Below are 24533 nucleotides of genomic sequence, written 5' to 3'. Positions count from 1 at the left end.
TTTCCAAACAATTGCAGCGCCATTCCGGCGCGGCCGTTGATGCCACGTTGGCCGCCAAGATACTGATCGAAAACAGCATCGAATGATTATTTCGAATATTACCGAACCTTTTACCGAAGGAGGAAGCAACATGCCGAAACCCAAAACTCCGATGATGCCGTCAAGTCGGGACTGGCTTCACTCTCGATCCACCATCAAACTTAGGGGCCGGCTTTTAGCCGGATTGTTACTGCCGCTGATGATAAGCGCCGGATGCAGCGATCAAGATAAACAAACACAAGCAGTATCCAGACCGGTAAAGGTTTTTCGAATCGAGGAAACCGCTACGGTCGGTGTTATGAGCTTTGCCGGGGAAATCAGGGCAAGAATCGAGACGCCCTTATCCTTTCGGGTGGCCGGTAAACTGCTGGAGCGGAAAGTAGACATTGGCGACCCAGTACGTAAAGGTCAGCTGCTGGCGATATTGGATGGCAATGATTACCGCTTCGCCGTGCAGGGCCTTAAGGCTCAGCTGGCTTCCGCCCAGTCCGACAGCAATTTCTTGCGGGACGATCTGGTGAGATACCGCGAACTGCTGGCTCAGCAAGTCATCAGTCCGCCGGAGTTCGAGCGGCACGAAACCGCTTATACCACGGCGCGGGAGCGGACGGCGGCTCTGGAAGCACAATTGGGCCAAGCGCTTAACCAGCTGACCTATACCGAGTTGCATGCCGACCGTGACGGTGTGGTCACCGCGCTAGATGTCGAGGCCGGACAGGTGCTGGCGGCCGGACAGGCTGTGGTAACTCTGGCCCGGCTCGACGAAAAGGAAATCCATTTCGACGTGCCCGAGCATCGCCTGCCAGAAATCAAGCGCCGACAAGCCGTTAGTGTGGCTTTATGGGCTGACGATAACCGGCGTTTCAAGGCTCGCATCCGCGAAATTGCCTCGGTCGCCGATCCGGCCAGCCGTACCTATCGCGTCAAGGCCACCTTGCTCGAAGGCATGGACGCCGCGCAATTAGGCATGACGGCGACCGTTCATATCGCGGCGAGCACCGCTTCCCGCATAGGCATCCCGCTTTCCGCCGTCTATACCCCGCAAAACCAGCCTGATCATCCCTTAGTCTGGCTGGTTGACGAGCAGGCAGCCACCGTCAAATCCGTGCCGGTCCGGCTGGGCGAAACGCTGGCTGGCGAACGCATTGCCGTCGAGGGAGTCTCCGCAGGCCAATTGCTGGTCAGCGCCGGCGTCCAGCGTTTGTTCGAGGGGCAGGCTGTCCGCTTGCCGGAAGAACCGGGATTGCCTAACAATCGCGGTGGAGAGGGGCAGCAATGAAAGCATTTAATCTCAGCGAATGGGTGCTTAAACATCGCTCCTTCACCGGTTTTATGATCGCACTGGTCGTGCTCGGCGGCCTATTCGCTTATTACCGGCTAGGCCAGCAGGAAGACCCGCCGTTCACGTTCCGGATCATGGTCGTCAAAACCCTCTATCCCGGCGCGACGGCGCAGGAAGTGGAACAGCAGTTGACGGACCGGTTGGAAAAGAAAATCCAGGAGTTGCCTAACCTGGATTATTTGCGCAGTTATTCCAAACCCGGCGAATCGGTGATTTTCGTCACGCCCCGCGAGGATACGCCGCCCAAGGAGATTCCCGAGCTTTGGTATCAAGTGCGCAAGAAGGTCGACGACATCCGCATGACGCTGCCGCCGGGCAGCATCGGGCCGTTTTTCAACGACGAATTTGGCGATACCTATAGCCTGATCTACGCTTTCTCCGGCGAGGGCTTTAGTTATGCCGACCTGAAACAGGCGGCCGATTCGGTTCGCCAACAGCTATTGCGGGTCAAGGATGTCGAGAAAGTCGATCTGATCGGCGTGCAGGACGAAAAGATTTTCGTCGAATTTTCCGATAAGAAACTGGCTGAACTGGGTCTGGATACGGCGGCGGTTGCCCAGGCCTTGCAGGCGCAGAACGGCATGGCGCCAGCCGGCACGGTGTTTTCCGCGCAGCGCAATCTGCCGATACGCCTGACCGGCGCGTTCGACTCGGAAGACAGCGTCGCCAATATGGCGGTGCGCATCGAAAATCGAACCTTCAAGGTCGGCGACTTTGCCAAGGTGACGCGCGGCTATGTCGATCCTGCGGATTTCAAGATGCGTTTCAACGGCAAACAGGCCCTCGGTCTCGGCGTGACGATGAACAAGAAAGGCAATGTCATCGACCTGGGGAAAGCCTTGGAAGACGTGTTGGCCAGCATCGAAACCGAGTTACCGTTAGGCATGGACGTAGAGCCGGTCGCCAATCAAGCGCATGTGGTTAGAAATCAGATGGCGGAATTCGGCCGTACTTTCTTCGAAGCCCTGGCGACCGTGTTGGTGGTGAGCTTTTTGAGTCTGGGCTGGCGCACCGGTTCCGTGGTGGCGCTGACCGTCCCTCTGGTGCTGGCCGCCACCTTGCTGGTCATGCTGCTGTGCGGCATCGACCTGCAACGGATTTCATTGGGCGCTTTGATTCTGGCGTTGGGCCTGTTGGTGGACGATGCGATGATTGCTGTCGAGATGATGGCGCGCAAGCTGGAAGAAGGTTGGGACCGGATGCGCGCCGCGACTTATGCCTATAGCGCCACCGCCTTTCCGATGCTGACCGGCACCTTGATCACCATCGCCGGTTTCCTGCCGGTGGGTCTGGCGCAATCCTCCGCCGGTGAATATACCGTGGCGATTTTCCAGGTGGTCGGCATTTCGCTGATACTGTCGTGGATAGGCGCGGTGGTGTTCACCCCCTATTTGGGATTTTTGATACTCAAAGTGCATGCCAACGGCGAGCAAGCGGCCCACGACCTGTTCGATACGCCGTTCTACAACCGTCTGCGCTGTTGGGTGGATGCCTGCGTGGTGCATCGCAAGAAAGTCATTATCGCCACGCTGGCGTTGTTCGGCCTAGGTGTCGTGGCGTTAGCCCATGTCCCCGAACAGTTTTTCCCGCTATCCAACCGGCCGGAAGTCATCGTCGACCTGTGGCTGCCGGAGGGCAGTGCCTTCGAACAAACCGAAGCCGCCGCCAAACGCATGGAAGCACTGTTAGCAAAGGACGAAGACGTCGAACATGTCGCCAGCTATATCGGCAGCGGCACGCCGAGATTTTTCATGTTGATCGTGCAGCAACTGGCGAATACCAATCTGGCCGAATTGGTGGTGATGACCAAGGATAATGCGGCGCGCGAACGGGTGATGCAGCGCGTCCGGCAGGCTTTGTCCACGGATTTCCCGAATGTCCGCGGCCGAGTGAAGCGCCTCAATGTCGGGCCGCCGATGGATTACCCTTTGCTGTTCAGAGTGCTCGGCGAAAACCCCAATATCGTGCGCGGCGTTGCCGAGCGGGTGGCCGAAGTCGTGCGTAACCATCCCGGCACCGTGGATGTCAACGACGACTGGCATGGCCGCATGCCTTCGTTCCGCTTAGTTCTTGATCAGGACAAGGCCCGGACCCTCGGCGTTTCGACGGCCAGCTTGTCGCAAGCCTTGCAGGCGCATTACGCAGGCATCCCGGTCGGGCAATTGCGCGAGCAGGATAAATTGATCGACATCGTCTGGCGGGCCAGCCCCGAATTGCGCACCGCCGCCGACGAATTGCCGGATGTCGCTATTCGCACCGCTAATGGTAAGTCAGTATCGCTGTCGCAGTTCGTCAAGTTCGAGACCGTGTTCGAGGACGGCGTGCGTTGGCGCCGTAACCGCTTCCCGGCTATCTCGGTACGCGCCGATGTGGCCGACGGCATGATGGCACCGGACGTGGCGGCGGAAATTATCCCGAAACTTATATCCATACAGGATAGCCTGCCGGTCGGTTATTTCATCGAAACCGGCGGCTCCAAGGAAGACGCGGTGACCGCGCAGAAGTCGATTCTGATCTGGATTCCGCTGGTGCTGATCGTCACGCTGATCTTGTTGATGATGCAGTTGCAGAATCTGTCCAGGACTTTCATGGTGTTCAGCACCGCGCCTCTGGGGGTGATCGGCGCCGCCTTCGCCTTGCTGCTGTTCGGAGCGCCGTTCGGTTTCGTGGCGTTGCTCGGCATCCTGGCGCTGGCCGGCATGATCATGCGCAACTCGGTGATTCTGGTGGATCAAATCGATCAGGATGAAAAGTCAGGACTCGATACCTGGTCGGCTATCGTCGAATCGACGGTACGGCGCTTTAGGCCGATCATGCTGACTGCGGCGGCGGCCATCCTGGCGATGATACCGTTGTCGCGCAACGATTTCTTCGGCCCGCAGGCTATCGCCATCATGGGCGGGCTGACGGTGGCAACCGCGTTGACGGTGTTCTTCCTGCCGGCGCTGTATGCGGCTTGGTTTAGGGTGGAGCGAGGGCAGCCGGATGCCGAATCAGCCCCAGTCGGTTTGCCGCTGGCTGATGCCGCACTCACTGCCCCTAGAGTCTAATTTGGAGTCTAATATGAATAGCCGATATTTAACACCGCTAGCCCTTCTGTCCTTGGTTTGGCTAAGCGCCTGTACGCCGACCCGCGTCAGTAATCAGGTGCCGATCGATAGCCCGGCGCAATGGCAACATGCGCCCAACGCCCAAAGCGCAGGAACGGCAGACCTGAAGACTTGGTGGCAAGGATTCAACGATCCCTTGCTGAATGAATTGATAGACAAAGCCTTGGCCGCCAACTACGATCTCAAAATCGCCACTGCTCGCGTTCGCGAAGCCAACGCAATGGTGACCGTCGCCGAAGCGGCGTTGTATCCCAGCCTCGATTTCTCACTCTCCGGCGGCCGGGAAAAACGCATAGACCGGATAGTCGGTGTACCGAGCGGGCAAGGCATCAAATTGATTACGCCCACCGCCGATGCCGTCAGCGGCGGATTAGCGGCACGCTGGGAAATCGACTTGTTCGGCGGCCGGCATTTGGAAGCGGAAGCCGCCGTCGCGCAAGCCGAAGGCAGTCAGGAAGGTTTGCATGCGGCGCAAGTCGGTCTGCTGGCCCAAGTGGCGACAAACTATATGGAGCTGCGCGGCGTGCAGCAACGTATCGGCATTCTGCAAAGCAATATCGACTTGCAGCGCGAACGATTGAGGACTTTGCAGGTATTTCTTAAAGCCGGACTGGCTAACGAGGCGGATATGGCCCGCCAGCAAACGCTGTTGCACGGCACCGAAGCGACGCTACCGGTATTGGTCAATGCCGAGAAAAAACTCACCCATCGTTTGGGGGTTTTGCTGGGCGAGCCGCCGGAAAACCTCGAACAGCGGTTGGCCGTCGCCGGCCCGTTGCCGAAGCAAGCGCCGACTATGCCCAAGCTATTGCCGGCCGATTTATTGGCGCAACGTCCCGATTTGCGTCTGGCTCGAACCGAAGTCAGTGCTGCTGCGGCCAGCCTGGGTTCGGCGCGGGCTGATCTCTATCCAAAGCTGGTGCTGTCGGCAAGTGGCGGTGTCGGCGCGCTGGCGGTCGGCGGTTTTCCGAGTCTGGCCGAGAGCGTTTATGCGCTGGGCTCGGGCCTTTCGGCGCCGATATTCAACGCCGGGCGCATCCGCTCCCATATCGCCGCCGCCGATGCGCGGCTGGATCAGGTCGCGGCCAATTACGAGAAGACCTTTTTGCTGGCATTGGAGGACGTGGAAAACGCCTTCGTCGCGCATCGTTCCGCTTCTGATAGCTTCGGCCGATTGACTGAAGCGGAAGCCTCGGCGGAAAAAGCTTACCGGCTGGTCGATGCCTTGTATCAGCACGGTGCGGGCAATTATCTCGCCGTTCTGGATGCTCAGCGCAGCAAACTGGCCGTCAGCGACGAACGTGCAAAAGCCGAAACCGCGGTTAGCGTGGCCATGGTGTCGCTTTACCGGGCTTTTGGTGGCGGATGGACAATTGCTTCATCGGATAGTGGTATCGATAAAGTCTCGATACGGTAATCAACGGCTGACAAGATCGCACGGCAAGCACTTGGAAAAACGATGAAGGCCATCATCCTATCGGCATTCCTAAAATCTCTAACGATCTACGCACAATGCCAATCGCAGCCACAACCCGTTTGTCAAAAATCCTTTTTTTTATCTGGTTGTGGGCGGTGGCGATCCAGGAAACCGTCGTCAATAACCAGTTCAAACGCTTCCAGCACGGGCTGACCTTCCGTATCGGCGACAAATGGCTGAATGAAACCCCGGAAGGCGAAATTGCCGGTATCGTTTCTTTGACCAGAAGCGATTTCGTGATCAAACCGAAATTGGCCTATGCCATTAACGACGCGTGGAAAAGCACATTGGGCGCGAACCTGTTTGGCGGCGAGGACACGGCGTTCTACGGACGGATGCACGACAATTCGGCGGTGTTTGTCGAGGTTAAATTCAGTTTTTGACCGTACCTTCTGGACTAGCCGTAGGCCTGCTAGGGGGGGTGGCAATTGGGGCGGCACCCTCGGCCATCATGGCCAAGTGCCGCCAATTCCCCCTGGATAGACTTGGTTGCGCCCCTGTTTTTTGGCCCGGTACAATGCCTCATCTGCGGTTTTTATCAGGCTATCGGGTTCTAGGCCGGGTTTGGGGATGATTGCCGTCACGCCAATACTGATGGTGACGAAACCGAAATCGGACAATTCGTGAGGTAAGGCCAATTCTTGAAACCTTTTGCAAATGTCCTGCGCCATCTTGAACGCCGCCACCGTATCCGTGGCGGGCGCAATGAACGCAAATTCCTCCCCGCCATAACGCGCCACCAGATCGCCTTCACGGCAGACGGTGTCCGCCAAGACCTTGGCCACTTTTTTTAGGCACTCGTCGCCCATCTGATGGCCGTAGCGGTCGTTATATTTTTTAAACCAGTCCACATCACACAGGGCTAAAGCGACAGGCAGCCCCGAGCGTTCGGCGCGAAGCCACTCGCTTGCCAGCACGTCATCGAAATGGCGGCGGTTGGCAATGCCGGTCAAACCATCGGTTGTGCTTAAGGCTTCGAGTTTTTTATTGGCCCTTTGCAGCTCAAGCGTACGTTCCATCACGCGTAGTTGCAAATCGAGTTCCGATTCCTTCATGTTTTCGAGCAAGGCCAGTTGGGCCATTTCCTTGTCTTTGCGCATCCTATTAAAACGGTCCGCCAAGGCAAACGCCAACAGCAGCATTTCCAACACTGAACCGACTTGCACGCTGTAGATGGTGATGGTGGTGGTGGGCAAGACCCCCATGCCCCTCAATATCGTCGCCAACAGACCCAATATAAAAACAAAAAAGGCCACTAAGAAAAAGTAGGCGCTACGTTGCCGCTTATAGACACAGAACAAGCACGTCCAAATAATCAAAGCGATGGAGAATACATTGATTGGCAAGGTAAGCTTATAAATAGCTTGTAACGGCACTTCATGCCCAACCCATAAAAAAATCAAATAAAAGCCAATGGCTAGCTTAATCAGCCGGTCGGGCATTGGGGCCACTAGCCGGGTGTTGAGCATCTGCCTCATAAAAATGAAGAACGCCGAAAAGGACAGGTTCCCCATCGTGATGACAGAATTGTCCAGCCAGAAAGAGGAGTCAGGGACTATGAATTCTTTGAACAGGCCATTTAAGGCGGCAATGGACAGCGCCACACACAAACAACTACCGACATACAATAAGTAGATGACATCGCGCAGCGAAATGAACAGCAGCAGGTTAAACAAGAGCATTGCGCTCACCATGCCAAAATACCAGGCTTGGACAAGATAATCATCCCGCTCATGGGCGTGGAATGCCTGCGGCGCCCATAATCTTGCCGGGATGATGGTTGGCGCTTTGGATTGGATCCTAATGTAGATAGTTTGGTCTGATTGGGGCGGCAGGGATACAGGAAAAACGAAGTTATGGTTTTTGTAGGGCCGGGTAGCGAAGGGCATGGCCATGCCGGTCACGGTGGCCTGATAAACGCCATGGGCGTCCGGTTGATAAAACCGGACATCCGAAAGCCCCGCTTCGCTAATTTCCAGCATCCGTTCAATGGCTAGCTTGCCGCTATTGCGCAAGGTCAAACGCAGCCAATAGGCTGAAGCCGTCAAACCATAACTCAAGGCCTCGGCAGCGGGCTGGCCTGCGTTAAAACGGTTTGCGGCAGGGGGCTTTTGCACCTCAGCTAAGGTGAGCGTTGTGCTAGGGTCTTCCAGCACGGCAACATATTCCGTTAATGAAACGGGCGAGTGCAGCACTTGGCTGGCGTCTAGCGGTTTGTCTGCGGCCAGCACATTTGCCAGGCATAGTTGCAGCCCCCACAACATAACAAACAAGATAAGCGGCAATTGTTTTGGCGGGCTTAAAAACACACAAAAACCTTAACAGGCTTCAAAAAACTGACGGGTCAGAGCGTGATGAATTGGCGTATCTTGTCCAATAACCTCGAACCTATCCCTTTCACTTTAAGCACTTCGTCTAAGGATTCAAACGGACGTTCAGAAACGATGTTTTCCGCCAGTTTCTTGGAAATGCCTTTCAATGCCTCAATCTCTTCCAAACTGGCTTGGTTTAGTGAGACGGAGGCTGGCTGTTTTGGCTTGATTTTTTTAGCCGTTTTAGCGGTTGGTGGCTTTTTATTGTCGGCAAAAATGACATTGATGATATTGCTTTCATCGCTACGCACCACGGTAGGTTTGGTGCTAACCATATAAGGCACTGCAAAATTGATATGATCCCGGGTGATATAGCCTGCTTCAGTCCATTCCCGTAACATCAGCGTCAGATACCAGGTGCCGTCGCCGGGTTGCTGAAAAGGCATTTCATAACGGCAATCCGCTAGAAAATACTGTCCATAAAGTTCGCCTATGCTGTTGCCAGCCAAGGCCAAGCCATTAAAATCGCCTCCCCAATACGGTTGAGGCAATGCCCACAATTCAACGGCAAGCGTGCCGCTGATGTTGCCGGCATCACGGTTATTGGCAATTTCGGCAATGGTGATGATGACGCGGCCATCTTGAATGTCATAACCACAATTCCCGGCTAAGGTAATGCCAGGTTCTGTTGTCGGGTAATTTAGTGCTAAGTGGGTGTCCATTAAAATCTCCTCGGATAAAAGGGTCATTCTATAAAATTTTAAATAAAACATGAAGTTAATATTCTATTTGCCTCTCTCTATGGCTGGCCAAAGCTTTTATCCATCATGCCTTTCCTGAAAAGTGCCGCGGTACAATTTTGAGGGGCGCCAGCCTTGCATCGTCGAGGGAGCCATAAGCAATGGATGCCTGTAATCACCTGTATTTTTTGGGTTATCTTTTTTGTCATGGGTAATATGACCTATCCCACGGGTTAATTTACCTTAACGCCATCCGGGCAATAAGACTAAGCTGAAGCCTACTTTAGTTAGCTTTAGCACCAAGGTTCAAGAAAGCAACTCGATAGTGCAGGGCACAATAGGGGGCCTTAGTTCTCCGTGTCCCGCTCCCCCCACTTGCTTTTAGCAGGCGGTTGTTAAGTAGCCTTTTATTTCCAATAGGTTACTGGCATATCTCCAATTTCAACAATCCACCTCATCAATTTAGGACATCATGAAAATATCCCTCCCTTTCAAATCCCTCAACCCAAGCGGCCGCTCCAAAGCGCCGTTGTTGGCCCCTTTACTGTTTGCAGCGCTGCTGATGGCGAACGCCACCCCGTCAGAAGCATTACAAAACACGGCTTATGGGACATACGCACTTTTTTCAAACACTACGGGAAATTACAACACGGCTTTTGGCAATAACACCCTTAAAACAAATACGACAGGAAGTGATAATACGGCCAATGGCGCTTATGCGCTTTATTCCAACACGATAGGAAGTGATAACACTGCCAATGGGGGTTCTGCGCTTTCTTCCAACACCACAGGAATCCGAAATACCGCCAATGGCAGTTATGCGCTTAAGAGCAATAATTCTGGAAATGACAACACTGCGAATGGTTTCCAAGCGCTTTATTACAACACCACGGGATTAGGGAACGCGGCCAATGGGGCTTTTGCGCTTAACCGCAATACCGACGGCAGCAACAACACCGCCAATGGATATTTTGCGCTTTATTTCAATACGCTAGGATTTGAAAACACCGCCAATGGGCAGCACGCGCTTTATGAAAATATGACGGGAAATTTCAATACCGCCAATGGCAGCGACGTACTCCGCCACAACAGTACTGGAAATGTCAACACAGCTAGTGGCGCCCAAGCGCTTTATGCCAATACCATAGGCTATAGAAATACCGCTAATGGTGTCCAGGCACTTTATTCCAACACCACTGGGAATGAAAATACTGTCAATGGCACTTATGCGCTTTATGCCAACACCATAGGAAATCAGAATACCGCCGACGGTACCTTTGCGCTTTATTCCAATAGCACAGGCATCAGTAACACGGCCAATGGCTACTCCGCACTTTATTCCAACACCACCGGAAAGGCTAACACAGCCATAGGCTATAAGGCGGATGTCGTCACAGGCAACCTTATCAACGCGACAGCTATCGGCTATAAAGCGAAAGTCGACACCTCCAACAAAGTGCGGATAGGCAATACGGCAATCACTGTTATCGAGGGGCAAGTGCCCTGGACATCGACTTCCGACCAACGGCTCAAGAACCACATCACCGATTTGCCGCTGGGGCTTAACTTCATCAACCAACTGCGCCCTGTCGAATACATCCGCAACAATAATTCAGAACAGACCAAGGAATGGGGCATCATCGCCCAGGAATTGCAGAAAACGCTGCATGATTCAGGTTATAAAAGTGCCGGCATCGTTACCCAAGATGCTTCGGCTGAAAAATACTTGTCGGTGCGCTACAACGACCTGCTTGCACCGATGATTAAGGCCATCCAGGAGCAGGATAAAAAGATACATGACCAGGAAGAAAAAATGCAGGGCCAACAAAAAACCATTACGACGCAACAACAAGCGTTGGCATCCCAGCAAGAAATAAATATGGCTTTGCTAAAAAGAATTGAAGCCTTGGAGAATAAATAAGGCCCAATATGGGTTTCAGGGACTTCTTGAATGATGACGGCTAAAGCTTCATGGATGCCTGCTCCCAAGAGGGACTGGACACTTTAAAAGCAAGCGCACGGCAATTTTGGGGAAATGTTGTGTAGATACTGATGCCCGTGGAGCTAGATGGCCTGAAACGGGTCTCGTTTTATCCCGTTGAAGATGAGGATAATGTGGCTCTTTAACAACTTGGAAAAGGCCTAATAACCGGTGGAAAATTAGCCGGGCTATTTCTGCTTATCTAACAATCGGTTAATATAAGTGCGTTCCCCACGACCGTGGGGATGAACCGAAAAGCTATTTGGGCTAACTAAATGCGTAAGGGCGTTCCCCACGACCGTGGGGATGAACCGTTGGTCTTTTGGGTACGCTGTTGTATCGCCTTGCGTTCCCCACGACCGTGGGGATGAACCGAGTTTGTGCATAGTGAGGCAATTGTTACCAATGCGTTCCCCACGACCGTGGGGATGAACCGCGTTGCCGCCGCCGTCGCCTTTTCGGCCACCCGCGTTCCCCACGACCGTGGGGATGAACCGCAATTAATGCGTCAGCAGTGACGTTAGTGATTGCGTTCCCCACGACCGTGGGGATGAACCGCAGCAAACGGTGGTCGTGCTCGGGAATACGTGGCGTTCCCCACGACCGTGGGGATGAACCGTCTCGTTAATCTCTGATTGAACATCGGCGATAGCGTTCCCCACGACCGTGGGGATGAACCGCAAATCGGCGGAATAAACTATGTCCCTGCTGTGCGTTCCCCACGACCGTGGGGATGAACCGTTTATGGATTGCATAAAAAATCAATTGGTGGTGCGTTCCCCACGACCGTGGGGATGAACCGCTCGCGCATCAAATCTTCATCGCTCAATGATGGCGTTCCCCACGACCGTGGGGATGAACCGTTCCGGCGTGTCTTCTTTGTTTACCGAAATTCGCGTTCCCCACGACCGTGGGGATGAACCGCCAATTAATGCATATTTTAAAACAAAACCCATGCGTTCCCCACGACCGTGGGGATGAACCGTTATAGAACTGGTGACCGAAAACCAAAAAATCGCGTTCCCCACGACCGTGGGGATGAACCGAAAAAATGCTTGACATGCTGGGCGTCTGTTTTGCGTTCCCCACGACCGTGGGGATGAACCGAACGAATGGGCAAACCAACTTGAAGCTTGGGCGCGTTCCCCACGACCGTGGGGATGAACCGGCGGTTTTGGAACTGCACGAAGGCGACCACCAGCGTTCCCCACGACCGTGGGGATGAACCGGCGCTTTAACTGCCCAGCAAATTCAAACCGCTGCGTTCCCCACGACCGTGGGGATGAACCGTAATCCGAAAAAATACGGAAAACAGCGAACCCGCGTTCCCCACGACCGTGGGGATGAACCGTGACTCGAAAAATCGAGTTGGCACGGAAAATAGCGTTCCCCACGACCGTGGGGATGAACCGGCGGACTTGATGAAACGACGCCCGGTGAAGATGCGTTCCCCACGACCGTGGGGATGAACCGTTTGAGTGACACCGTCGTCACCCTAGCCCGTTGCGTTCCCCACGACCGTGGGGATGAACCGCCGCTAACGGGCATCACGCTAAAAAGCCAAATGCGTTCCCCACGACCGTGGGGATGAACCGCTGCTCAGGGCGTTATGGCTGGAGATGCACAGGCGTTCCCCACGACCGTGGGGATGAACCGTCTATCTGATGAGTACAGCATTAATTGTGCTGGCGTTCCCCACGACCGTGGGGATGAACCGCTCGTCGGAATAGCCTTTGATAAAAAAATTTCGCGTTCCCCACGACCGTGGGGATGAACCGTCTGGGTCATGCGTTTTAACTATTAGCGAGAGGCGTTCCCCACGACCGTGGGGATGAACCGCCGCCCTTTTATTCATCCAATTATCAACCAATGCGTTCCCCACGACCGTGGGGATGAACCGCTTTTTTGTATCTCCAGGGTTTTAGTCTGGAAGCGTTCCCCACGACCGTGGGGATGAACCGCCGCACAACATCGCGGCGATTGAGCAATTTCGGCGTTCCCCACGACCGTGGGGATGAACCGCGGACCATCTTCCCGATTCCGGGAAAATGGTAGCGTTCCCCACGACCGTGGGGATGAACCGCCGCCTGACACCACGTCAACACCGCCGCGCCAGCGTTCCCCACGACCGTGGGGATGAACCGCGTACATCATCAATCACTACCCGTACCTCATCGCGTTCCCCACGACCGTGGGGATGAACCGACTCAGAACAGCGCGTGGTAATTTTGGATACAGCGTTCCCCACGACCGTGGGGATGAACCGTCAATCTTTTGGAAAAAGCCAGCAACACTGGGGCGTTCCCCACGACCGTGGGGATGAACCGACAGCGAGGGATTCACCCTAGATTCTGGTGAAGCGTTCCCCACGACCGTGGGGATGAACCGTTTTTATCGGCATCGGCATCTTCTTCATCGCCGCGTTCCCCACGACCGTGGGGATGAACCGTATCCATCATCATCGTAACCGCGCCATTTATAGCGTTCCCCACGACCGTGGGGATGAACCGGTTACAGAGCCCTGGGCTTCGCCACCTTTGCCGCGTTCCCCACGACCGTGGGGATGAACCGTAATAGGGGGCGTAGCATCATGAATACAGTCAGCGTTCCCCACGACCGTGGGGATGAACCGCTGACGTTGTCCGCTAGGGACTATTACGCGGAGCGTTCCCCACGACCGTGGGGATGAACCGTCACCCGCCCGCTGGTGGGGTCGTGACGGATAGCGTTCCCCACGACCGTGGGGATGAACCGGCCTGATCAATCAGCATTTTACTAAGAATGGGGCGTTCCCCACGACCGTGGGGATGAACCGGATCTGGTCAGCCCGGCGCGGATGATATAGGGGCGTTCCCCACGACCGTGGGGATGAACCGTGACTCGAAAAATGGGTTTGGCACGGAAAATAGCGTTCCCCACGACCGTGGGGATGAACCGGCCGCGTTGTCGTTACTCAGTGTCGGGGCGACGCGTTCCCCACGACCGTGGGGATGAACCGCGGGAAAAAATAGCCTTGGAATTAGGGCAAACGCGTTCCCCACGACCGTGGGGATGAACCGTTTTACCTCACGAAAAAACGGCAGGGCCACTTGCGTTCCCCACGACCGTGGGGATGAACCGACGGCTTTATCTACATCGACACGGCTTCTTCGGCGTTCCCCACGACCGTGGGGATGAACCGAAAACCCATTACCAACCACGTTATCCAGGTTGGCGTTCCCCACGACCGTGGGGATGAACCGTCGGCACACCCACTCACCGCATGACTGTATTAGCGTTCCCCACGACCGTGGGGATGAACCGAATTGTACGACGAAAAATATGCAATCTTAGATGCGTTCCCCACGACCGTGGGGATGAACCGGTCAGCGTAATATTTTTTGTGCCAACAGCTGGGCGTTCCCCACGACCGTGGGGATGAACCGCCATGAACGCTGTCGCGCCACTGATTCCCCCCGCGTTCCCCACGACCGTGGGGATGAACCGCCATTTGATTTGGGCTTCCGGTATTTCTTGCCGCGTTCCCCACGACCGTGGGGATGAACCGATTGTGAGCAGATCGTGAGCGCGGGAGTTGAGGCGTTCCCCACGACCGTGGGGATGAACCGCCTGGAAACGTGATTGTTGGCGGATGCGGGAAGCGTTCCCCACGACCGTGGGGATGAACCGAAGAACAGCCGCCTGAAGAAAATCAAGGTGTAGCGTTCCCCACGACCGTGGGGATGAACCGGAGGTGCGGTAACGCAAACATTTGCCGTAATAGCGTTCCCCACGACCGTGGGGATGAACCGAAAACCCTCGATGATTTCCTGCTGACCATTAAGCGTTCCCCACGACCGTGGGGATGAACCGCTATGAACGATGGGATTGCCAACTGCAATTGGGCGTTCCCCACGACCGTGGGGATGAACCGTGCTTAACTATTATGGACTTTTTACCCGTTTAGCGTTCCCCACGACCGTGGGGATGAACCGCGGATCGGACAACACCAGCCTGGCCTCATCCTGCGTTCCCCACGACCGTGGGGATGAACCGCACTGGCGGCTTAAATGCCGGGGCATCGCCCAGCGTTCCCCACGACCGTGGGGATGAACCGTCATGGCTAGATGGCCGAGTCTTCAAACTCGCGCGTTCCCCACGACCGTGGGGATGAACCGCCATTGGCTTAACAGGTTCGGTTATTTGAAAAGCGTTCCCCACGACCGTGGGGATGAACCGGCCGGACAGTTGGGCTTGGAAGCGTACCTGCAGCGTTCCCCACGACCGTGGGGATGAACCGCCACCCGGCTTAATAGGTACGGCTATTTGAAAGCGTTCCCCACGACCGTGGGGATGAACCGGCAACGCATTGGATGGATATTCCAGATGTTGGGCGTTCCCCACGACCGTGGGGATGAACCGTTCGCCGGGACTGACGCAATAGTGTTATGAGGGCGTTCCCCACGACCGTGGGGATGAACCGCTTTTTGAAACAGGGCGCTGACTTTGTGAACAGCGTTCCCCACGACCGTGGGGATGAACCGATGGCGGCTTAAATGCAAGCTTGCCTAAACGTGCGTTCCCCACGACCGTGGGGATGAACCGCTTGGTTGCATAGCATCGCTAAAATCTTTGATGCGTTCCCCACGACCGTGGGGATGAACCGTTATTGATGCGTATAGAGTGGCAATGTTGGCAGCGTTCCCCACGACCGTGGGGATGAACCGGCGAGAGCAGAATATTGCCACAGCAAACAGCAGCGTTCCCCACGACCGTGGGGATGAACCGGCGAGAGCAGAATATTGCCACAGCAAACAGCAGCGTTCCCCACGACCGTGGGGATGAACCGCACAATCAGGCAATACCTGTTTCTCTGTTCATGCGTTCCCCACGACCGTGGGGATGAACCGTCATTGGCTAATTTTGTTCGTGCTAGTTGGGAGCGTTCCCCACGACCGTGGGGATGAACCGGATTGACGGCTGTATTAATCAACGAAGAAAGCGCGTTCCCCACGACCGTGGGGATGAACCGCCATAAAAACCCCCCGCCCTACTTTAACAGTAGCGTTCCCCACGACCGTGGGGATGAACCGGGACAACAGAAAATTAGGATAAAAATTCAAAAGCGTTCCCCACGACCGTGGGGATGAACCGCCCAGTACGATATAGTGCGGCAATACAAAATAGCGTTCCCCACGACCGTGGGGATGAACCGTCACCAGATATGGCCGCGCGAATATCCCGACCGCGTTCCCCACGACCGTGGGGATGAACCGACCTCAAACAGCTCGGACTGTACCAGCGAAATGCGTTCCCCACGACCGTGGGGATGAACCGTGCTGAACCAGGTCGGCCAGAGTGTTCAGGGCGCGTTCCCCACGACCGTGGGGATGAACCGTGTTTGAACCAGGCGGGGGCCTTGTCTTCTGAGCGTTCCCCATGACCGTGGGGATGAACCGCACCGCCTTTTGTTGCTTTGACACGGTCAACTGCGTTCCCCACGACCGTGGGAATGAACCGATTGAGGCCAAAAAAGCAGCTCCAGCAGCTCCGCGTTCCCCACGACCATGGGGATGAACCGAAACCGCCCACCCGTAGGGCTCATCTTCGCGGGCGTTCCCCACGACCGTGGGGATGAACCGGCCTGGGCTGATCAAATCAAAAAGGTCAGTTTGCGTTCCCCACGACCGTGGGGATGAACCGAATACATCGCTAAACGCAAGTATGGCAGCCGTGCGTTCCCCACGACCATGGGGATGTGTCGGTTGAAAGTGCATTGGCAAAGCTTCATAGGTGCTAAGCATAAAGTTGGCCGGGTGTTTGTTAGGACGGGTTTGTGACCCGTTCCGTGACGTTTTAGCACTTATAAATACCTTGAAACCTTAAGCACCAGTATCTTGCCGAAGGATTGCAGGCGGACTTCTTCCTCTAGCACCCATCCTGATTGCCCGAAAAGTGCCTGCCATTCAGCAAGTGTCCTTTCCCTACCTTGGGTGGCCATGAACATCTGCATATCAAAGGCTGCACTGGCAAAATCAGCTTTCGATCCGGCAACGACCATTTCCATCAGCGCAATGCGGGCGCCAGTGCCTGCACTGGCGACATTCAGGTTGCGCAGCACTTTCACGCAGTCCGCGTCACCCATGCCGTGCAGGATGGCGCTTAATAAATAAATGTCCTTATCGTCTTTGGCGGCGGGAACCGATTCGAGCATGTCCCCGGCTTGGAAAGACAAGCGGGACAGCAGGTCTGGCGGCTCTTTGCCAGCCCAATGGCCGGCTGCTGTTTGGGTCACTTGTTCCCGGTCGAAGACTAAGGCCGACAGATGCGGGTGCCGTTTCAATAGGGCCAAGGCTTTTCCGCCCTTGGACCCTCCCACGTCGATGATGCGATTGAAGCGCCCCCAATCAAAGTCGGTGGCAAAACTGTCGCCCGTCAATGCCGCGACATTGTCCATCGCGCGGGCGAACAGCGCGTCGAATCCGGCATGGTTGTCCATGTAGGCATACAGTCCGCTGCCATGGGACAGTTGGAACGGCACTTCCCCGCTGCGCACCCCTTGTTCCAGTTGCTGATACCAAGGTTGGCCCATCTCCGGTGAATTGTGCATCAGGATCATGGCGCGGACGTTTTGGGGATGGCTTTCCCGTAAGTGGGCGGATAGCGCGTTGTTTTTGAAGATCCGCGGTGACACTTCTTCAAACACCCCCATGGCCGCCAGCATACGCAGCAGGCGGTAAATGGCGTCAGCTTGTGCCGGGATGCGTGCCGCAATGGCATCAACCGCCAGGGCCCCGTCACCCAGAATAGCGGCAATGTCCAGACGTACGGCGACATAAAGCGCCCGCGACTGCCAAAATGCCGAGCCGATCTGGATGAGCCGGAAGGGTGGCGGCGTGAGCTTGTTGGGAAGGTTCTGCAACCAAATGGCAAATTTCATCAGCCAAGTAAAGCGGCGGACCGCGCCGGAGTTTTTTTGTAATGTCATGGCAAGTCCCCTGATAGTGGCTGTGCCGGCATCAAGCCAGTGGCGAATAGGTGGCCATTGAACCCGGCCAATTTTTCAAGGAAGGCCCTGTCCATCGCTTCCCCCATCTGTTCTTCAAAAATATCTTTTAGCAGCATGGGCATCATGGCGAGGCTGACAAATGCCAGGCGCACGATGTCCGGCTCTAATGCAGCCGAGGCTTGCCCGGCGGACTTTAAATCCCCGAGCTTTTTGGCGCCGCGTGTGCGCCCGCGTTCCAATAGCTGCTGGATGAAGCGCCGCCCCGGCCCTTGGTTGAGCGCCAGAATTTTCAGGATCAGTTTCGGGAATTCAGGCCGTTTGGACATGGTTTCGTAATACAGCAGAAAGTAATCTTTGAACCCGTTGGCAGACGTCAACAGCGGTCCGTCCAGCACGTTAAGTAGCGGGTTCATCATGTCGCGGATCATCTCCTCGTACAAACCTTCCTTGCTGCCAAAGTAGTAACGGATCATAGAAATGTTGGCGTCGGCCTTTTCTGCGATCAGTCGGGTCGTGACCTTGTGGTATTCGTCGGACAAGAAACTGTCGAGGGCCGCTTTCAGCAAGCGTTCGCGCACAGGATCAGCAACTTCAGGGAGGCTAACCATCGTTTTCTCCAATATCAGATAGTGGGTGCTAGGACTCAGTCACTGTTGAATTGTCACTGATGTTACGCAGACTTTTTCTGCGAATTGAAAATAAATAAAGTAGAGTCGCTATCGCGATGTTTTTTTAATCGAGTTCTCGCACCCGACGGCGAGATACTTTCTTTTGCGCCGCCAAAAGAAAGTATCCAAAGAAAAGGCGGCCCGGTTGCCGCTGATGTCTTGCGCTCCTCGCATTGGTCGGGGGGCGGCAAAAGGGTCTTCCTGCCCCTTTGCCGCCGTGCGGCATCCATGCCGCACCCCTTCGGGCTAGTCCCGACCAATACTGCGGTGCTCGACGCGGCAAACGGGATACAAACTACGTTACTGCGTAACGTCAGATTGTCAGTGTGATTTTCGTAGGGGCGGGCGGTTGCCCGCCTGACCGCTACGGATGTTGGCACAGGCCATAAACAAGGCGGACAACCGTCCGTCCCGGGTTTAGACTGACCCGACAAAAAATCAGTGGCTGAGCGCTAGGTTAGCAATTGCCAGACAGCGCCACCAGCAGTTTCGTCAATCAAATTGCTTGGTTTGATTGGCCCGGAAATCTGCTATGAGGAATGGGGCAGGTCAGGTGTATTGGGTGAACAGCCGCTGGCAATTTTATCGCAGGACATCAAGGCCATTTCCGGCATCCGCAAATGTTGGAGGGTATTCATCCGGTGTTGATAGGCTGCGCCCCACCCAACACCCCGCCATTGCCAAAGGGTTTTCCACAAGCGGGTGATGAGGGCAGTGCCGCAAGCGGATGCCGCACAATTCCCGTGAAAGGCATTGCCAGTACGGCCTAATCCGAAACTTACCCAAGGCCTTGGCTTGTTAATTGCTTTTGCAACAATCATCCACTTTATCAAGCACCCACGGATCCAATCATGGCACAGACAACGCTTCATAATAAGCCGCAGGAAAATAACGCTGCCGGCAATCGGTTTGCTCCAGCCTTACATAAACGGGTGCTAGGGATAGGCTGCGCCGTGCTCAGCGGTTTGCTGCCCGCCCTGGCCCATGCCAGTCCCAGCGTTTATCCGACCGGCACGACGCGCTATGACCCAAGCAAGGCGTACAACTCTTTTGTGCTGTTCAGCGGCGGCGACAATATCGCCCATCTGATCGACCTGAACGGCAATTCTGTGCACGAATGGAAAGACGCGGCGGCCCACAGCACGTTGATTGATCCGGCGGTGAACGGCGGTAAGTTGGGCCATGTGTTCGTGACCCTGGACACCGTGGAAGGCAAGGGGACGGACTTGGTGCCGGGGCAGGTCAACCGGAAGGTCGCCAAGACGGTCGGTGAATTGGACTGGGACGGCAAGGTGGTCTGGAGCTTCGGCGCCAAAGCCCCATGCGGTGCGGCGCAGCAGCATCATGATTGGGCGCGGCTGCCTAACGGCAATACCGTAGTGCTAGCTAACCTGGTCCATCCGGTGAAAGGTTTTAAGCAACCGCAGGTATTGGATGATGTGGTTTACGAGGTCAACCCGGCAGGCGAAGTGGTCTGGAAATGGGTCGCGTCCGAGCATATCAATGAATTCGGTTTTAACAAGCAAGAGCTTAAGCTGGTGCGCAATGCCGCGATTGCCGATTATTTGCACGTCAACAACTTGAAGGTCGTCGGCCCTAACCATTGGTTTGCCGCAGGCGACAAACGCTTCAACCCTGACAATTTGTTGTTTGATGCGCGTAACGCCAATTTCATCGCGATCATCGACAAGAAGACCGGCAAAATCGTCTGGCATTTAGGCCCGCACTACAAGGCCGCCAGCGAAGAACAAGCGCAGCCCCGCAATGTGCCCAGGCCGGTGGATCAAATCAGTGCCCAGCACGATGCCCATATCATTCCCGAAGGCTTGCCGGGCGCTGGCAATTTGCTGGTGTTCGACAACCAAGGCTTGGCGGGTTACCCAATGGCGGCGGTGCCCAGGACGGGCGGCTCCCGCGTGTTGGAAATTGATCCGGTCAAGAATGAAGTGGTTTGGCAATACACCGGCGAGGATTCCGGCGGCTCGGCTTGGTCGTTCCGTAGCACCCACATCAGCGCCGCCCGCCGCTTGCCCAACGGCAACACCTTCATCGACGAAGGCCAAAGCGGCCGCTTGCTCCAAGTGACCAACACCGGCGACATCGTTTGGGAATACGTCAACCCTTATTTCCGGGTTGGCAAAGACCCGCTGACTGGCCGCGCCACCGCCAATAACCAGTTATACCGAGGCCAGCCCGTGCCTTACGGATGGGTGCCCGCCGGGACACCGCATTCTGAAAAAAAGGTGGTCCCGCCCGAATTGGGCCAGTTCCGGATTCCGGCCGCGCCTTGATCTGGGTTGGGGTTTCAATGGTGTTGAAATAGCAACCGTGATGAACCCCTGTTGCGGGATCAACAGGCAACGCCGTTGGCCGCGGCATGTCCGCCAGTAAAATCTGCCCAACAAACGGGTCGAATAAGGGGTAAGTTGTTCTAATACAGGGGCAAGCAGGGAAAACGTGTTTAACTTGTCTCAAAGCGTAGTATTTGGTATGCGAATTGCTTTGATACTCCAATGTGTTATTTGTTGTAGCAACAGCAATCAAAAATCGGCTAGACCATCCCGCACCGGCCTGCCAATAAACCAGATTTTCCCAAAAGCCCATGTGGATTGTTAATATTGCCCTGCGCCGCCCTTATACTTTCATCGTGGCGGCCTTATTGATCCTTTTGTCCACGCCTTATGTGCTGCGCAATATGCCGACCGATATTTTCCCGGATATCGACATCCCGGTGGTCGCCATGTTGTGGGATTACAAAGGCATGACCGCCCAGGAGATTGCCGACCGTCTCGCCGGGTCGGTGGAACGCTCCATGTCCTTGATTGACGGCATCGAGCATAGCGAATCGCTGTCTTTTGGCGGCTCCTCGGTCATCAAAGTGTTTTTCCATCCCGATACCGACATCCGCACGGCGCTTGCCCAGGTGATGTCCAGCAGCAACTCGGTTTACCGTTCGTTGCCTACCAGCACCGCCCCGCCGCAGATCATCCAATATTCGGCTTCCGATTTGCCGTTGGTGCAACTGGGCATTTCCAGCAGCACCGTGCCGGAAACGGAAGTGAACGATTTCACCAATAATGTCGTCCGCAATGTGTTGCAATCCAAGCGCGGGGTTGCCGTCACTAACCCGTTCGGCTCCAAAAGCCGCCAGATCACCGTTGATGTCGATACGCCCGCCTTGCTGGCACGCGGGCTTGCCCCCGCCGATTTGGTCGATGCGATGGCGGTGCAGAACCTGATCTTGCCGACCGGGACTATCAAGATTGGCCCGACCGAGTACGATGTCACATTAAACGGCGCGATTGCGGCTATCCCTACAGTTGGCGATATTCCGGTGCGCACGGCCAACGGCGACACCACGCTGATACGCGATGTGGCGAACGTGCGCGACGGTTCGGCGCCGACCACGACCATCGCCCGCCAAAACGGCGAACGCGGTATCCTGAATTCCGTTTTCAAACGCGGCAATGTCTCGTCCTTGGACGTGGTGGACTTTGTCAAAGAGTCCATCCCGACGATGCTCGCGCAAATGCCCGAGGGCATCAATATGAAACTGATGTTCGACCAGTCCTTGTTCGTCAAGGCGGCAATCGGCAACGTGCTGCACGAGGCCCTGATTGCCGCAGGCTTGACAGCGGCGATGATTTTGCTGTTCCTCGGCAACTGGCGCAGCACCTGCATTATTGCCGTGTCGATCCCGCTGTCGATTATGTGTTCGCTGATCGTGCTGTATTTGCTGGGCGAAACCATCAACCTGATGACGATGGGCGGTTTGGCGCTGGCGGTGGGCATCTTGGTGGACGACGCCACGGTCGAAATCGAAAACATCGAGCGGCAAATGCTGATGGGCAAAAACCCGCATCAGGCGATTTTGGATGGCGCGGCGGAAATTGCCATGCCAGCGTTCGTGTCGACTTTGTGTATCTGCATCGTGTTTGTGCCGATGTTTTTCCTGACCGGCGTCGCCCGCAGCCTGTTCGTGCCGATGGCGGAAGCGGTGGTGTTCGCGATGCTGGCGTCTTATTTATTGTCGCGGACCTTGGTGCCGACGCTGGTGATGTATATGATGGCCGGGCATCATGGCCATAAAGGGCAAGCGTCGGCCCATGCCATTGCTTTCGCCTTTACACAAATCCACCAGGCTTTCGAACAAAGCTTTGAAACCTTGCGCGGCCACTATGTCGTGCTGTTAAGCCATTTGCTAAAAGCCCGATTACTGTACGGCTCGGCTTTTTTAGGGTTTTGCCTGCTGTCGTTGGCGCTCACGCCTTTGCTGGGCCGGGATTTGTTCCCGGCGGTGGATGCCGGGCAAATCAGGCTGCATGTCCGTGCACCGTCCGGTACACGGATAGAAGAAATGCCGCAATTGATAGACGAGGTGGAGACAGCCATCCGCGAACGCATCCCCGCCGCGGAGCTGGCCGATATGCTGGACATCATCGGCGGCCCGTACAGCACTAGGAACACTTTGTTCGGCAACTCCGGCACGGTGGAGACCGCCGACACCGAAATCATGATTTCGCTACGCGCTGGCGGCCATGCGCCTAGCGCCGATTACATCAAAGCCTTGCGCGCCGAATTGCCCAAACGCTTTCCGGGCATCGAATTTTTTTTCCAACCCGCCGACCAGGTCAGCCAAACCCTTAATTTCGGGATTCCGGCGCCTATCGACATCCAGTTTGTCGGCGGCAAACCCGATGAAGTGATGCCGTTGGTGGTCGGACTCAATAACCGCATCCGGCAAATCCCCGGTATCGTCGACGCCCATATCTACCAACGCAGCAACAAGCCCGCCTTGGCTTTGGAAATGAACCGCCCGCAGCTCCAGCAACTGGGCTTGTCGGCGCGGGATTTGGCGCAAAACCTGTTGCTGACGTTGAGCGGCAGCATGCAAACCGCGCCGACTTATTGGTTAAACCCGAATAATGGCAATACCGTCAACATCGGCGTCATGGGCAACCCGCTGGATTTGGACAGCATCGACGCGCTGATGCGCACGCCAGTGGGCGGTGCCGATAATAACCAGCCGCAAGTGCTGGGCAACTTGGTGAGCCTGAAACGCTCGGTGCAACTGGCGATGGTGACGCATTTTAATGCCAACAATGTGTTTAACATTTACGCTGGCGTCGAAGGCCGTGATTTGGGTTCGGTCAGCGTCGAAATTGACCAATTGATTGCCGACAGCCAAGCGAAATTGCCGCGCGGCGTCGAGTTGGCGGTGCGCGGGCAAATCCAGACGCTTAACAGTTCGTTTATCGGCCTGGCGACCGGGCTGGCCGTCGCCATCGTGTTGCTGTATCTGTTGCTGGTGGTCAATTTCCAGTCCTGGCTGGATCCGTTCATCATCGTCAGCGCCTTGCCAGCCGCGTTGGCGGGCATCGCCTGGACTTTGTTCCTGACCGGCACCACGCTGAGCATCCCGGCCTTGACCGGCAGCATCATGGCTATGGGCGTGGTCACCGCCAATAGCATCTTGCTGGTGTCCTTCGCCCGCACCCGTCTGGGTGATGGCGTGACGCCGGTGATGGCTGCTTTGGAAGCCGCCGCGACCCGCTTGCGTCCGGTGCTGATGACCGCTTTTGCGATGATCGTCGGCATGTTGCCGATGGCGGTCGGCTGGGGCGAAGGCGCCGAGCAAAACGCCCCGTTAGGCCGTGCGGTCATTGGCGGTTTGATGTTCGCCACGGTTTCCACGTTGCTGTTTGTCCCGCTGGTTTTCGCCGGTACCCACCGCTGGCTAGACCGCCGTTATTCGAACCGCGCCATCCTTATTACTGACTGACGTTACGCAGTAACGTCTTTTTATTCCCGTCTGCCGCGCTGAGCACCGCAGATTTTGTCGGGATCAGCCCGCAGGGGCGCGGCAGGGAAGCCGC

Annotated in this window: 12 protein-coding genes and 1 CRISPR repeat array; of the genes, 8 read left to right on the top strand and 4 right to left on the bottom strand. The window is 55.7% G+C overall.

Annotated elements, in window-relative coordinates; translation table 11 throughout:
- Positions 1-82 precede the first annotated feature (82 nt).
- The 4 genes from METMI_RS0118340 (at position 83) to METMI_RS0118325 (ending at position 6351) form a co-directional block, all read left to right on the top strand.
- Positions 83-1318: an efflux RND transporter periplasmic adaptor subunit gene (locus tag METMI_RS0118340; RefSeq protein ID WP_232215252.1), complete on the top strand. Its 1236-nt coding sequence runs from the start codon at positions 83-85 to the stop codon at positions 1316-1318.
- Complete coding sequence (locus METMI_RS0118335) at positions 1315-4431, top strand: efflux RND transporter permease subunit (protein ID WP_019867762.1); 3117 nt, start codon at positions 1315-1317, stop codon at positions 4429-4431. The genes METMI_RS0118340 and METMI_RS0118335 overlap by 4 nt, the downstream gene beginning before the upstream one ends.
- 13 nt (positions 4432-4444) lie before the next feature.
- Positions 4445-5908 (top strand): efflux transporter outer membrane subunit, encoded by a 1464-nt coding sequence (locus METMI_RS0118330; RefSeq protein ID WP_019867761.1) that lies wholly within the window; start codon positions 4445-4447, stop codon positions 5906-5908.
- A 119-nt stretch (positions 5909-6027) separates the two neighbouring features.
- Positions 6028-6351 carry a hypothetical protein gene (locus METMI_RS0118325; protein WP_156829893.1) on the top strand — a complete coding sequence of 108 codons (324 nt, stop codon included), beginning with the start codon at positions 6028-6030 and terminating at the stop codon, positions 6349-6351.
- A gap of 66 nt (positions 6352-6417) precedes the next feature.
- Here the strand turns inward: METMI_RS0118325 and METMI_RS0118320 are convergent, their stop codons facing one another.
- Complete coding sequence (locus METMI_RS0118320; RefSeq protein WP_019867759.1) at positions 6418-8277, bottom strand: sensor domain-containing diguanylate cyclase; 1860 nt, start codon at positions 8275-8277, stop codon at positions 6418-6420.
- A 35-nt stretch (positions 8278-8312) separates the two neighbouring features.
- Positions 8313-9002 carry a ComEA family DNA-binding protein gene (locus METMI_RS25715; protein ID WP_083930503.1) on the bottom strand — a complete coding sequence of 230 codons (690 nt, stop codon included), beginning with the start codon at positions 9000-9002 and terminating at the stop codon, positions 8313-8315.
- 490 nt (positions 9003-9492) lie between these two features.
- Between METMI_RS25715 and METMI_RS0118310 the strand changes: the two genes are divergently transcribed.
- On the top strand, positions 9493-10941 hold the full coding sequence (locus METMI_RS0118310) for a tail fiber domain-containing protein (RefSeq protein ID WP_019867757.1): 1449 nt from the start codon (positions 9493-9495) through the stop codon (positions 10939-10941).
- A gap of 284 nt (positions 10942-11225) precedes the next feature.
- A CRISPR array of direct repeats spans positions 11226-16744; the repeat unit is 29 nt; unit sequence GCGTTCCCCACGACCGTGGGGATGAACCG.
- 99 nt (positions 16745-16843) lie between these two features.
- Here METMI_RS0118310 and METMI_RS0118305 read toward each other — a convergent pair.
- Positions 16844-17968: a methyltransferase gene (locus METMI_RS0118305; RefSeq protein ID WP_019867756.1), complete on the bottom strand. Its 1125-nt coding sequence runs from the start codon at positions 17966-17968 to the stop codon at positions 16844-16846.
- The gene (locus METMI_RS0118300) at positions 17965-18597 is read right to left on the bottom strand and encodes a TetR/AcrR family transcriptional regulator (protein WP_019867755.1); all 633 of its coding nucleotides are present in this window, start codon (positions 18595-18597) and stop codon (positions 17965-17967) included. Before METMI_RS0118300 ends, METMI_RS0118305 begins: the two co-directional genes overlap by 4 nt.
- An 84-nt stretch (positions 18598-18681) precedes the next feature.
- Here METMI_RS0118300 and METMI_RS27145 point away from each other — a divergent pair, with 84 nt between their 5' ends.
- The 3 genes from METMI_RS27145 (at position 18682) to METMI_RS0118285 (ending at position 24439) form a co-directional block, all read left to right on the top strand.
- Positions 18682-18987, top strand: coding sequence for a hypothetical protein (locus METMI_RS27145; RefSeq protein ID WP_156829892.1), 306 nt, complete (start codon positions 18682-18684; stop codon positions 18985-18987).
- 521 nt (positions 18988-19508) lie between these two features.
- On the top strand, positions 19509-20948 hold the full coding sequence (locus METMI_RS0118290) for an arylsulfotransferase family protein (RefSeq protein WP_019867753.1): 1440 nt from the start codon (positions 19509-19511) through the stop codon (positions 20946-20948).
- Between the two features lie 311 nt (positions 20949-21259).
- Complete coding sequence (locus METMI_RS0118285) at positions 21260-24439, top strand: efflux RND transporter permease subunit (protein WP_019867752.1); 3180 nt, start codon at positions 21260-21262, stop codon at positions 24437-24439.
- The last annotated feature ends 94 nt before the right edge of the window (positions 24440-24533 follow it).

The sequence above is a fragment of the Methylovulum miyakonense HT12 genome, assembly GCF_000384075.1.
In the GTDB taxonomy this organism is placed as follows: Bacteria; Pseudomonadota; Gammaproteobacteria; order Methylococcales; family Methylomonadaceae; genus Methylovulum; species Methylovulum miyakonense.
This window is presented reverse-complemented; position numbering and strand designations above follow the sequence as displayed.

Bases quoted from the DNA above. Each gene is read 5' to 3' on its own strand.
- METMI_RS0118340 (WP_232215252.1), top strand. From the start codon at position 83: ATGATTATTTCGAATATTACCGAACCTTTTACCGAAGGAGGAAGCAAC.
- METMI_RS0118335 (WP_019867762.1), top strand. From the start codon at position 1,315: ATGAAAGCATTTAATCTCAGCGAATGGGTGCTTAAACATCGCTCCTTC.
- METMI_RS0118330 (WP_019867761.1), top strand. From the start codon at position 4,445: ATGAATAGCCGATATTTAACACCGCTAGCCCTTCTGTCCTTGGTTTGG.
- METMI_RS25715 (WP_083930503.1), bottom strand. From the start codon at position 9,002: ATGGACACCCACTTAGCACTAAATTACCCGACAACAGAACCTGGCATT.
- METMI_RS0118310 (WP_019867757.1), top strand. From the start codon at position 9,493: ATGAAAATATCCCTCCCTTTCAAATCCCTCAACCCAAGCGGCCGCTCC.
- METMI_RS0118305 (WP_019867756.1), bottom strand. From the start codon at position 17,968: ATGACATTACAAAAAAACTCCGGCGCGGTCCGCCGCTTTACTTGGCTG.
- METMI_RS0118300 (WP_019867755.1), bottom strand. From the start codon at position 18,597: ATGGTTAGCCTCCCTGAAGTTGCTGATCCTGTGCGCGAACGCTTGCTG.
- METMI_RS0118290 (WP_019867753.1), top strand. From the start codon at position 19,509: ATGGCACAGACAACGCTTCATAATAAGCCGCAGGAAAATAACGCTGCC.
- METMI_RS0118285 (WP_019867752.1), top strand. From the start codon at position 21,260: ATGTGGATTGTTAATATTGCCCTGCGCCGCCCTTATACTTTCATCGTG.